The sequence below is a fragment of the Caballeronia temeraria genome (assembly GCF_001544795.2).
Taxonomy (GTDB): domain Bacteria; phylum Pseudomonadota; class Gammaproteobacteria; order Burkholderiales; family Burkholderiaceae; genus Caballeronia; species Caballeronia temeraria.
In genome coordinates this window covers 1-11,474 of record NZ_FCOI02000065.1, presented here as the reverse complement: position 1 = coordinate 11,474, position 11,474 = coordinate 1, and the positions used below count along the sequence as shown (strand labels likewise).

The 11,474-nt window shown below is 62.6% G+C and carries 13 protein-coding genes; 8 read left to right on the top strand and 5 right to left on the bottom strand.

Annotated features, from left to right (window positions below; all coding sequences use genetic code 11):
• Positions 1-508 precede the first annotated feature (508 nt).
• The 7 genes from fliL to fliR all read left to right on the top strand — a co-directional run bounded on the left by fliL (position 509) and on the right by fliR (position 5,042).
• Positions 509-997: a flagellar basal body-associated protein FliL gene (fliL, locus tag AWB76_RS37900; RefSeq protein ID WP_061165208.1), complete on the top strand. Its 489-nt coding sequence runs from the start codon at positions 509-511 to the stop codon at positions 995-997.
• Positions 998-1,022: 25 nt separating this feature from the next.
• On the top strand, positions 1,023-2,021 hold the full coding sequence (gene fliM / locus AWB76_RS37895; RefSeq protein ID WP_061165207.1) for a flagellar motor switch protein FliM: 999 nt from the start codon (positions 1,023-1,025) through the stop codon (positions 2,019-2,021).
• The gene (gene fliN / locus AWB76_RS37890) at positions 2,014-2,442 is read left to right on the top strand and encodes a flagellar motor switch protein FliN (protein ID WP_061165206.1); all 429 of its coding nucleotides are present in this window, start codon (positions 2,014-2,016) and stop codon (positions 2,440-2,442) included. Before fliM ends, fliN begins: the two co-directional genes overlap by 8 nt.
• On the top strand, positions 2,439-2,942 hold the full coding sequence (gene fliO / locus AWB76_RS37885) for a flagellar biosynthetic protein FliO (RefSeq protein ID WP_061165205.1): 504 nt from the start codon (positions 2,439-2,441) through the stop codon (positions 2,940-2,942). The genes fliN and fliO overlap by 4 nt, the downstream gene beginning before the upstream one ends.
• 263 nt (positions 2,943-3,205) lie before the next feature.
• On the top strand, positions 3,206-3,958 hold the full coding sequence (gene fliP / locus AWB76_RS37880; protein WP_244173693.1) for a flagellar type III secretion system pore protein FliP: 753 nt from the start codon (positions 3,206-3,208) through the stop codon (positions 3,956-3,958).
• 10 nt (positions 3,959-3,968) lie between these two features.
• Positions 3,969-4,238, top strand: a complete 270-nt coding sequence (fliQ, locus tag AWB76_RS37875) for a flagellar biosynthesis protein FliQ (RefSeq protein ID WP_008352562.1) — start codon at positions 3,969-3,971, stop codon at positions 4,236-4,238.
• A 9-nt stretch (positions 4,239-4,247) separates the two neighbouring features.
• Positions 4,248-5,042 carry a flagellar biosynthetic protein FliR gene (gene fliR / locus AWB76_RS37870; RefSeq protein ID WP_061165203.1) on the top strand — a complete coding sequence of 265 codons (795 nt, stop codon included), beginning with the start codon at positions 4,248-4,250 and terminating at the stop codon, positions 5,040-5,042.
• Here fliR and AWB76_RS37865 read toward each other — a convergent pair.
• From AWB76_RS37865 to flgK, 5 genes are all read right to left on the bottom strand, one after another.
• Positions 5,039-6,724: a glycosyltransferase family 9 protein gene (locus AWB76_RS37865; RefSeq protein WP_061165202.1), complete on the bottom strand. Its 1,686-nt coding sequence runs from the start codon at positions 6,722-6,724 to the stop codon at positions 5,039-5,041. The genes fliR and AWB76_RS37865 overlap by 4 nt on opposite strands.
• Positions 6,725-6,933: 209 nt before the next feature.
• Positions 6,934-7,182 (bottom strand): LAPAL motif-containing putative phage structural protein, encoded by a 249-nt coding sequence (locus AWB76_RS42565; RefSeq protein ID WP_061165201.1) that lies wholly within the window; start codon positions 7,180-7,182, stop codon positions 6,934-6,936.
• Positions 7,183-7,227: 45 nt separating this feature from the next.
• A complete protein-coding gene (locus AWB76_RS42560) occupies positions 7,228-7,449 on the bottom strand; it encodes an LAPAL motif-containing putative phage structural protein (protein WP_061165200.1) in 222 nt (73 codons plus the stop codon).
• Between the two features lie 291 nt (positions 7,450-7,740).
• On the bottom strand, positions 7,741-8,976 hold the full coding sequence (gene flgL / locus AWB76_RS37850; RefSeq protein ID WP_061165199.1) for a flagellar hook-associated protein FlgL: 1,236 nt from the start codon (positions 8,974-8,976) through the stop codon (positions 7,741-7,743).
• An 11-nt stretch (positions 8,977-8,987) separates the two neighbouring features.
• On the bottom strand, positions 8,988-10,931 hold the full coding sequence (gene flgK / locus AWB76_RS37845; protein WP_061165198.1) for a flagellar hook-associated protein FlgK: 1,944 nt from the start codon (positions 10,929-10,931) through the stop codon (positions 8,988-8,990).
• A gap of 40 nt (positions 10,932-10,971) precedes the next feature.
• Here flgK and AWB76_RS41405 point away from each other — a divergent pair, with 40 nt between their 5' ends.
• Positions 10,972-11,304, top strand: coding sequence for a hypothetical protein (locus AWB76_RS41405; protein ID WP_074171500.1), 333 nt, complete (start codon positions 10,972-10,974; stop codon positions 11,302-11,304).
• The last annotated feature ends 170 nt before the right edge of the window (positions 11,305-11,474 follow it).

The following is an 11,474-nucleotide window of genomic DNA, read 5'->3' as shown; positions in this document are numbered from 1 at the left end:
TGCTAACTCGTCCATCTCACTGCGTCCGCCACACGTTGGTTTCCCTTGCATGCCCGGCGGCAGCGCGTAGCGCTGTGCCGGAACTCTTTTGTGCTGGACCAGTGTGCTTAAGGGTTTCGGGCGGCAGACCGTGCGCGATCCAAGCCCGGTGGGGCCTATGAGGGCACTCTTTAGGCGAGTGCCACGGTGGACGAGAGAACTACCCAACGTGCGTGTGACCGCGGGCGTTTCGAGCTGCTTTCTTTGGTTACTTTCTTTGCAGCAGCAAAGAAAGTGACTGCCGCCCCGCACAGGGGCAGCGCAAATAGACCACAAAGAAACCGGGATCCGGCAACAAAAAAACAAAGTTTCCCGAAATCCCCCCGTTAACCATAAAAAGCCATCGCAGACTGCGCCAAAGTCGCCCCCAACCCCAATCGAACGGAATAGCCAGAAAACCCCCCTCTGTTCGACCCATCGCTTTACACCGCGATAGCCAACAATTCACCCTATCGAAAGAGGCAAGCAAATGGCTACCACGACCGCAAACCAGCAACCCATCGTTCCCGCGAAAAGCGGAAAACTCAAAAAGATCCTGATCATCGCCATCGGTGCGATCGTGCTGCTCGGCGCGGGCGCCGGCGGTGCCTACTTTTTCCTCGGCAAGAACCACGGTCCGGCCAAACCCGCTCCGGAACCGCCGCCCGTGTTCTTCCCGCTCGATTCGCTCACGGTGAATCTCCAGTCCGACGACGGCACCATGCACTACCTTCGCGCCGGTCTCACGCTCAAGCTGAAGGACGAAAAGGTCCAGTTGCTCGTCACCGAGCACATGCCCGAAGTCCGCAGCCGCGTGCTGCTCCTGCTCTCCGGCAAGCGCCCCGACGATCTCGCGACCGTCGACGGCAAGAAACAGCTCGCCAACGAATTGCGCGCCGCGGTCGAAACCGCAGCGAGCACGTCCGAGAAGCCGGTGCGCATCGAGGAAGTGCTGTTCACCGAATTCGTCGTCCAGTAACACCGCATCAGCGAGTAAAAGAGTCATGGGCCACGAAGAGTTCATGTCGCAAGAGGAGGTCGATGCCCTCCTCAAGGGCGTCACCGGCGAAATCGATCAAGTCTCCGACGAGAGCAAGCCCGCCGGCGTCCGTCCCTACAACATTGCGACGCAGGAACGCATCGTCCGCGGCCGGATGCCCGGCCTCGAAATCATCAACGACCGCTTCGCGCGTCTCATGCGCGTCGGCATCTTCAACTTCATGCGGCGCTCGGCGGAAATCTCCGTCGGTCCCGTGAAGGTGCAGAAATACAGCGAATTCACGCGCAACCTGCCGATCCCGACCAACCTCAACCTGGTCCATGTGAAGCCCCTGCGCGGCACGTCGCTGTTCGTGTTCGATCCGAACCTCGTGTTCTTCGTCGTCGACAACCTGTTCGGCGGCGACGGGCGCTTTCATACGCGCGTCGAAGGGCGCGAGTTCACGCAGACCGAGCAGCGCATCATCAGCAAGCTGCTCAATCTCGTGTTCGAGCACTACGCGACGTCGTGGCGCAGCGTGAAGCCGCTCCAGTTCGAATACATGCGCTCGGAGATGCACACGCAGTTCGCCAACGTGGCGACGCCGAACGAAATCGTCATCGTGACGCAGTTCACGATCGAATTCGGCTCGACGGGCGGAACGCTCCACATCTGCATGCCGTACTCGATGATCGAGCCGATCCGCGACGTGCTCTCCTCGCCGATCCAGGGCGAAGCGCTCGAAGTCGACCGCCGCTGGGTACGCGTGCTGTCGCAGCAGGTGCAGTCGGCGGAAGTGGAACTGACGGTGGATCTCGCCGAAGTCCGCTCGTCGTTCGAACAGCTGCTCAGCATGAAGGCGGGCGACGTGCTGCCGATCGACATTCCGGAGCACGTCGTCGCGAAAGTGGATGGCGTGCCGGTCATGGAATGCGGCTACGGAATTTTCAATGGTCAATACGCGCTGCGCGTGCAGAAGATGATCAGCGCGAGCGATACGATGAAGGAAGGTGGATATGAGTGACCTGATGCAGAACGACGCGCCCGGCGCGGACAAAGAGGACGAAATGATGCTCGACGACTGGGCGAGCGCACTCGCCGAGCAGAACGGCAACGATGCGCCGGTCGCAGCGAGCGCGGGCGTGTTCCAGCCGCTGTCGAAGGCCACGGCGCCGTCGACGCGCAACGACATCGACATGATTCTCGACATCCCCGTGCAGATGACGGTGGAGCTCGGGCGCACGAAGATCGCGATCCGCAACCTGCTGCAACTGGCGCAAGGCTCGGTCGTGGAACTCGACGGCCTCGCCGGCGAACCGATGGACGTGCTCGTGAACGGCTGCCTCATCGCGCAAGGCGAAGTGGTCGTGGTCAACGACAAGTTCGGCATTCGCCTGACCGACATCATCACGCCGTCCGAACGCATCCGGAAGTTGAATCGATGAAACGCCTGGCCGTCGCGCTGCTCGCCGCCGCGCCCCTTTTCGCCCAAGCCGCCGACATGAACGCGGTGAACCACGCCGCGCAGATCGCATCGGGCGTCGGCGCGGGCACCGCGGTGCCGTCGCTCGGCTTCGGCGCGGTGCTGCAAACCCTCGTCGGACTCGTCGTCGTGATCGGCTTCGTGTTCGGCTGCGCGTGGCTCGCGCGCAAGTTCGGCTTGCAGGGCGGCAAGCGCAGCGGTCTCGTGAAGGTCGTGGGCGGCGCATCGCTCGGCAACAAGGAGCGCGTCGCGGTCATCGAAGTGGGCGACACGTGGCTCGTGCTCGGCGCCGGTCCCGGCAATGTGCGTCTCCTGCACACGATGCCCGCCGGATCGTCGGAAGTGGAAGGCGTCGGCGTGGCGGCGCCTTCGTCGGCCGGCAGCTTCGGCGCGCGATTCCGCGACGCCCTCGCCGGCGAAGCGAACAAGCGGCTGCAGAAGTTCGTCTCGCCGGGCAAGTAAGTCAGTCTTGCCGATACATCGGGCGCGGTTCGAAAGGACCGCGCCCGATTCGCGTTTACGGCGCCGCTTCGCAATAGAACGAGTTGGCGCGGGTTTCCCCCTCTGTTCGCGCCATCGTTCGACATCGGGGTAACCGACAATTCAGCCTATCGAAACAGGCAGATTTTCATGGCTATCACGTTTGTCGTTCTTCAAGGTCAGCGCATTCCCGATGCCCTCGCAAGCATCGCCGGCGGGAGCAAGTCATGCAGTTGAGTCGTCATATGGTGCGCGGCGTGAAGCTCGCGCTGCCCGTCGCGATCGGTCTGATGCCGTATCTGGCATTCGCGCAAAGCACGGCCGGCCTGCCCGCTTTCAACACGAGTCCCGGCCCGAACGGCGGCACGACCTACTCGCTCAGCGTGCAGACGATGCTGCTGCTGACGATGCTCTCGTTCCTCCCCGCGATGGTCCTGATGATGACGAGCTTCACGCGCATCATCATCGTGCTGTCGCTGTTGCGGCAGGCGCTCGGCACGACGAGCACGCCGCCGAACCAGGTGCTCGTCGGTCTCGCGCTGTTTCTGTCGTTCTTCGTGATGTCGCCGGTGCTCGACCGCGCTTACACCGACGCGTACAAGCCCTTTTCCGACGGCCAGATCGCGATGGATCAGGCGATGACCCGCGGCGTCGCGCCCTTCAAGCAGTTCATGCTGAAGCAGACGCGCGAATCCGATCTCGCGCTGTTCGCGCGCATTTCGCATGCCGCGCCGATGAACGGTCCGGAAGACGTGCCGCTCTCGCTGCTCGTGCCGTCGTTCGTCACGAGCGAGCTGAAGACCGGTTTCCAGATCGGCTTCACGATCTTCATTCCGTTTCTCATCATCGACATGGTGGTGGCGAGCGTGCTGATGTCGATGGGCATGATGATGGTGTCGCCCACGACCATCGCGCTGCCGTTCAAGCTGATGCTGTTCGTGCTCGTCGATGGCTGGCAGTTGCTGATCGGCTCGCTCGCGCAGAGTTTCGTTTCCTGAGGAGTTTTCGATGACGCCAGAATCCGTCATGACGATGGCGCATCAGGCGATGTACGTCGCCCTGTTGCTCGCCGCGCCCTTGTTGCTGGTTGCATTGGTCGTCGGTCTGGTGGTGAGCCTGTTTCAGGCGGCCACGCAGATCAACGAATCGACGCTCTCGTTCATTCCGAAGCTGATCGCGGTGGCGGTGACGCTCGTGATCGCCGGTCCGTGGATGCTCTCAACGCTGCTCGACTACATGCGCCACGTCTTCACGATCACGCCCGCGATCACAGGCTGATTTCCGTCGATGTTTTCCGTCACTTATGCGCAACTGAACGGCTGGCTCACGGCGTTTCTCTGGCCGTTCGTGCGCATCCTCGCGCTGATCGCCACCGCGCCCGTGCTGAGCCACATGGCGATCCCGATGCGCGTGAAGATCGGGCTGGCCGCGTTCATCTCGCTGATCGTCGCGCCGACGCTGCCCGCCATGCCGCAGGCGACGGTGTTTTCGGCGGCGGGCGTGTGGATCATCGTGAATCAGTTTCTGATCGGCGCGGCGATCGGCATGGTGATGCAGATCGCGTTCGCCGCCGTCGATGCCGCTGGCGAGTTCATCGGCCAGCAGATGGGCCTCGGTTTCGCGATGCTCTACGATCCGCGCGCGGGCGGCAATGCGGTTGTCGTTTCGCGCTATCTGAACACGCTGGCGATGCTCGCGTTTCTCGTCTTCGATGGCCATCTGCAACTGATCGGCGCGCTGGTGACGACGTTTCAGAGCGTGCCGGTCGAGGCGAACGTCGTTGCGGCGGCGTCGCATGCGCAGGGCTGGCGCGTGCTGGTCGGATATGGCGGAAGCGTGTTTTCTACCGGGCTTTTGCTGGCGTTGCCGATTGTCGCGGCGCTGTTGATCGCTAACCTCGCGCTCGGGATTCTGAATCGCGCCGCGCCGCAGATCGGGATTTTTCAGGTCGGCTTTCCGGTGACGATGCTCGCGGGCCTGCTTTTGCTCCAGTTGATGGTGCCCAATCTCATGCCCTTCTTTCAACGCATTTTCGATGTGGGCATTGCGCAAGTCGGGCGGGTGACCGGCGCGATGTTCTAGCGCCCCCGCCTCTCCGACCATTGCCTGAGCCACCCGCCGATACGTCCGACGACGCCCGCCCAGTCCTGCCCGTATTCCTGACGCACGAGCCGCATCGACGGATACCACGGGCTGTCCTCGCGCAGATAGTGCCAGCGCCAGTCGCAGTACCAGGCGAGCATCAGCCAGACCGGCTTGCCGAGCGCGCCCGCAACGTGCGCGACCGATGTGTCCGTGGTGACGACGACATCGAGCGCCGCGATGGCGCTGGCGGTTTCAGCCATGTTCGTGACCTGCGCGCCGATGTCGTGGAAGTTGTGCAGGCGCTTCGCGTACTCCGCCGCTTCGCCCGCACCGGCGCCCTTTTGCAGGCTGTAGAACTCGACGCCTTCGATGCCGAACAGCGCGTCGAGCACGGAGATCGAGGGCATCGATCGCGTGCTGTCGTTCTCGCGAGTCGGATCGCCCCTGAACACGATGCCCACTTTCACCGCGCGCGGGTCGAGTTGCGTCATGCCCGGCGCAGGCGTTTGCGGTGCGCGCAGATACGGCACGGACTCCGGCAGCGCGTCGAACTGGAGCGGCAGATGCACGGGTATCGCGTGCGGATAGACCCAATAGTCGTGCGGGGGAATCTCACCGGCTGCCTGCACGTCGATGACCGCATCCGCTTCGCCCGATGCCTCGAACAGACCGACAAGCGGCGTCTGGCACACGACGCTGACGCTCGCCGCGCCGGCCTGCTCGCGCAGAATCCGGGCAAAACGGAAGAAGAAGATTTCGTCGCCGAGTCCGAACTCGCTCCAGATCACGATGCGCTTGCCTGCGAGCGGTTCGCCGCTCCAGCACGGAATATCCCGCGGCGGTTGCGCTTTCGTACGGCGCTGCCAGGCAACCGGCCTCATGAGGCGCTCGCGCAGCGCGAAGCCTTCGTTCAGCCGGCCACTCGAAATGGCGTGAAGTGCGTGAACGAGCCGCGAACGGTGATCGTCCGGCATGTGCTCCACGGCATGCGCGAGCACGGCGTCTATCTGCGCAAACTCGCGCCAGCGCAGCAGTTCCTGCGCCGCGACCTGATGGACGTCATAGCGGTATGGATAGGCTTCGATCGCCGCGAAGCATGCCGCGACGGATGCCTGTGCGCTTTCGGCATTGATGATCGCGATCATGCGCTCGTCTGCACGTTGAACGGCGCGCTTGCGCAGAACGAGTTCGATCAACTCTCCATTCGATGCCTCGGCGCCCACCGGCGCGAGGCGTACGTATTGCGCGGTGTGGGCGAGCTTCTTCATGAGTTCCACGACATCGATCGAAGACGACGGCGTGTGCGGCGACGGGCCGATCGAAAAGCGCCATTTCTGCGCCTCGTGGCTGACTTCGCACGGCATCGTCACGATCAGATGACCGCCCGGCTTGAGCAGATCAAGCCATCGCGACAGGGACTGCAGGGGATTGACCTGCGTGGCGAGGCACGTATGCGCATGCACGAAGTCGAGCGATGCGTCGGCGATGCCCGTCATGCTTTGCTCGGCGCCGATCGACGTGTCCCACCACCACACCTTCGTGATGCGCGGAAAAAGATGCTCCGAACGCCGGAAAAACGAGTCCCGCGGCGCGAGATCGATGCCCTCGCCCACCAGAAAACGCTGCGCGAATTCCGGATCGCGCGCGCGGCGCGCGGCAGTCTTGATCGTGTCTTCCAATTTTTCCTCGCCTCCCCTGACGGTGTTGCCTCTGTCGACTCTCACAGCCGACGGAAAGCTTATTGGCGTAGCGGATTGGCGGGCATCGGACAATGCCTAGATGGGTGCGCCGCGCGCCGAAATGGATTGTTTCGGCGCGCAAAAAAAATCGCCGCCCGGCGACGGGCAGCGATCGGAGATGTTCACCAGCGTTGTGCCACGCTTCGTCGCTAAAGCAGTGTTTGCTGGAGAGGTGCGCGATGCTCATGCACCTTCACGATCTGGTACTCGGTTTTCAGCGCGCCCGCTTCGATCGTCTGTATCTGGCGAAGGTCCACGACGAGCACGTCGCCCTTTCCGAAGCGTTCGCCGTCGTTCACTTTGGTCAGAAATTCTTCGTCGTCCAGTGCGGCGAAGAACGGATACTGGCCGTCATGGACGCGCCACTTGTTTCCGTCCTTGAAGACGACCGATTCCATGAGCAGAACTTTCTGGCAACGGAGTTGGATACAACTTCGCCGCTGTCAATGTCGAGTGTAGATGAGATCGAGTTCGAACGAACCCGCTTTGAAACTTCCTTTGACTTCGACACGGACATCGGCTGAATCGCCGTTCAGTTCCTTGTTCGCTGCTGTGAACAGGTCCGCGATGGCCACGAGCGCCGGCGCGAGATCGCGCACGTCCATTCGATGTTCCGCGAGTGCAGGGCCGTCATAGACGACGTTGAAGCGCTCATGGTTGCTCATCTCGTTGTGGTGCCCGGAAGCCTGGAAGTTATTGCCTCGCGCGGAAGCAAGTCGAGCCGGTGTTACCACGCAGCCTCCTTGAATCACGGGCCGTCGCGGCACCGTGAAACGTACGATAGCGCCGCCCGAAAGACGGTGACTGCGCGACAGCGGCAAGCTTCTACGGCAGATGGATTCCTCGATGCCGCGCGGCAACATCATGTCCGAGCGGACGCGAAGGTGATACGCGAAATCTCCCATTTCGCGCGCATGTCGTTCGCGTCCGACCGCAAAGGCTCGGGAAGCCGACCATCAATTCCCGATGTAATCGAACAACGACATCTTCTGAATCTGCGAAAACGCCATCTGCGCCGCCTGCAACGAGTTCTGCGTCAACTCGTACTGGCTGATCGACGAAACCAGATCGATGCTCGTCAGATTCGCCAGATCGCTCGCCGTCTGCGTCTGGCTCGTCTGCATCGAGGTCTGCGTCGACTGCACTTCCTGTTCGCGTCCGCCCACCACCGTCTGCGCCGACAGCACATTGTTGAAGGTGTTGTTCACCTTCGTGCCGATCGTCGACAGCGCGTTGGTCAGCGCCGCCTGCGCGCCCGCCGATCCCGTCGGTTGCTTGAGCGCGTTCACGAGGCTGTCGAGCGTCGCGAAGATATCGTTGTTGCCCGACGCCGCCGGCTGCACCGAGAACGAGTCGCCGTCCGCGGGCGCGCCGTCGACCGTCACCTTCTGGCCGCCGAGCGTGATGTCGGTCTTGCCCGTGTACGCGACGTTCGCCGGCAGCGACGAATCCGCCGGGTTCGACGTGACCGAGTAAGTCGTCGAGCCGTCCGTCGCCGAGACGGAGAACTTGATCGTGTACGAACTGGCGTTGCCCGCATTGCTCGTGTCGGTGACGCTCACCGCGCTGATCGTCCCCGTGCCGGTGTTGTTGCCGGCCGCGCTCGATACCGGATCGCTTTCCGTCGGCGATACGCTGCCGAAGATCGAGACGCCGTTGTCGCCCACGGGAATCGATCGTCCTTCGCTGATCTGCACCGAGCGCTGGCCGTAGTCGCCCGAATACTGCGTGCCCACGCCCGATGGATCGTTCGTGTACGGCGCCGTGCCGCCCTTGAGGCCCGAGAAAATATAGTTGCCGTCGCTGTCCGTGGTGTTCGCGAGCCCGAAAAGCTGATCGCGCAAACCCTGAATCTGATTCGCGACCGACGTGCGGTCCGCGTCGGTGAGCGAGCCGTCGCCGGCATGCACGATCTGCGTCTGGATGCTCTGCAGCACGTTGCTCACGTTGCTCAACGTGGAGTCTTCCTGCTGCAGCGACGACAGCGCCGTCGTCTGGTTCTTGCCGTACTGCGCGAGCGCGCCGCTCTTCAACGTGAGCTGCACCGCCTGCGCCGCGCCGAGCGGATCGTCGGATGCGGTCTGAATGCGCTTGCCCGACGAGATCTGCTGATACATCGATGCAAGCGTGCTTTGCTGGTCGCTCATCGAAGCGACGTTCATGTTGAAGTACTGGGAACTGGAAATACGCATCGCGTTTAGCCTCAGTTGAACATGCCGAGCAGCGACTGGAACAGCGTCGCGGCGGTCTGAATCACCTTGCTGTTCGCTTGATAGAGCTGCTGGTACTGAATCAGGTTGGCCGCTTCTTCGTTCAGGTTCACGCCCTGAACCGACTGCTGCGCCGACGTTGCCTGGGTGAGGAGCGAGGACTGCGCCGTGCTCGTCGCCTTCAGCTGGTTGGTCTGGTTGCCGATGTTGTTGATATAGCTCGAGTATGAGCTCGTCAGCGTGTCCGAGCCGCCGTTGAGCGACTTCGCCGACACCAGATTCGACATCGCGAGCGCGTTGCTGCCGTCGCTCGTGCCGCCCTTGTTCTGCGCGATCGTGAACGTGTCGCTGTCCTTCGGCGTGCCGCTGATGGTCGCGGATACGCCCATCGCCGAGACCGTGAGACCCTTGCTCGCGTCGTACGGAATCGTCGTGTTGGCGGCGTAGGTGGTCGTGCCGACCGTCACCGGAACATCCGCCGTGAAGCCGCCCGCCGTCGAGCTGTACTTCAGGTTGATGCCGGACGTCATCGTGTTGCTCGTCACCGTCGCCGATGAAATCGATGCCGTGCCCGTATTCGTGCTCCCCGCCGATGTCACCGCGGGCGAGGCCGCCGCGATCGCCGCGCCGTTGCTCGTCGTGAGCCTGAAGCTGTCGAGCGCGGCGCGGGTCGGCTGGATCGTGAACGAGTCGCCCTTTTGCACGCCGCTTAGCGAGGACACGTCGATGTTCAGGCCGTTGATCGTCTTGTTCGTTTCCGTCGCCGGATCGATGGTGCCGAGCGTCTGGCCGCTCGCCGGGTCCGTCACGGTGTACTTGCTGCCGTCATAGGTGACGGTGAAGTCGTTTGCGGGCGGCTGCGTGCCATCGGGGATCGTGGCCGTCGGCATGCCCGTGCCCTTGTTGCGCGCGTTGGCGACGACGGTCGGATCGGTCGTCGCGAACAGCTTGCCGCCTGCCTGGCCGTTGAGGTCGACGCCGAGCGCGTTCTGGCCGTTCAGCTGATTGGCGAAGCTCGTGGCGATCGCGCCGAGTTGCGCCTGTGCCGGATCGAGCGTCTGCGAGCGGAAGTCGATGAGACCGCCGACCGTGCCGCCGGTGAGCGCCGAGCTGTCGAGGTATTGCATGTTCGCGGCGGTCTGCGTCGCGCCGTTGCTGCTCTTGTACGCGATCGTGAGTTCGCTCGGATCGGACGGCGAAGGCGCGGTTTGCAGCCCGTACTGCGTATTGCCGACGACGAGCGGCTGCCCGTTGCCGATGAACACGTTGTAGTTGCCGTCCGACTGCACGACCTGGACGCCGATCATCGACGAGAGGTTCGTGACGAGCTGATCGCGCTGGTCGAGCAACTGGTTCGGCTGCTGGCCGCCCGCGCTCGCGATGTTGATCTGCTTGTTCAGATCGGCGATCTGCTGCGAGTAGCTGTTGATCTGCGAGACGGCGCTCGTCAGTTGCGTGTTGACGTTTTGACGAAGCTGATCGTATTGCTGGCCGGCCGAGTTGATCTGATCGGCGAGCGTCTGCGCGCTGCTCATCAGCGACTGGCGCGCTGCGGTGCTGCTCGCCGAGTTCGCGACCGATTGCAGGCCGGAGAAGTAATTGGTGATGCCTTGCGCGATGCCCGTGGTCGGATCGCCGACGAGGTTGTTCAGCTGCGAGATCAGCGAGTAATACGTGTTCGCGGCGCTGCTCGACGCTTGCGTGTTGTTCACTTGCGTCGTCAGGTACTGGCTGTACTGGCGCGTGACGGTTGCCGTCTGAACGCCGTTGCCGAGATAACCCGAGCCGGTGTACTGACCGGGCGACTCCTGATACGAGACTTTCTCGAGCGTATAGCCCGGCGTCGCGGCGTTGCTGATGTTCTGACCCGTCGTCGTCAAGCCCCACTGGGCTGCATTCAGACCGGAAAGACCAATGCTGAAGATGTTATTGGACATGCGTGAATCCTGGTGAAGCGGCGGGGTCTGGCGCTGCCGCATGGCTGATTTGTATATCGGCCGATTGCCGGGGAAGTTGAGCGTTTGCGTACCGCTTGCTTTTCTTGCCTCGCGGCGCCGGGCGGTTTTTGCGATGGGGCCATTATCGGAGGGATGGCGCAATGGCTATTGCGCGAAGAGCGTGGGGTTTTATGGTTATTTCTTTTTTTTTGCTGGGTCCCGGTTTCTTTGTGGTCTATTTGCGCTGCCCCTGTGCGGGGCGGCAGTCACTTTCTTTGCTGCTGCAAAGAAAGTAACCAAAGAAAGCAGCTCGAAACGCCCGCGGTCACACGCACGTTGGGTAGTTCTCTCGTCCACCGTGGCACTCGCCTAAAGAGCGCCCTCATCGGCCCCACCGGGCTTGGATCGCGCACGGTCTGCCGCCCGAAACCCTTAAGCACACTGGTCCAGCACAAAAGAGTTCCGGCACAGCGCTACGCGCTGCCGCCGGGCATGCAAGGGAAACCAACGTGTGGCGGACGCAGTGAGATGGACGAGTTAGCA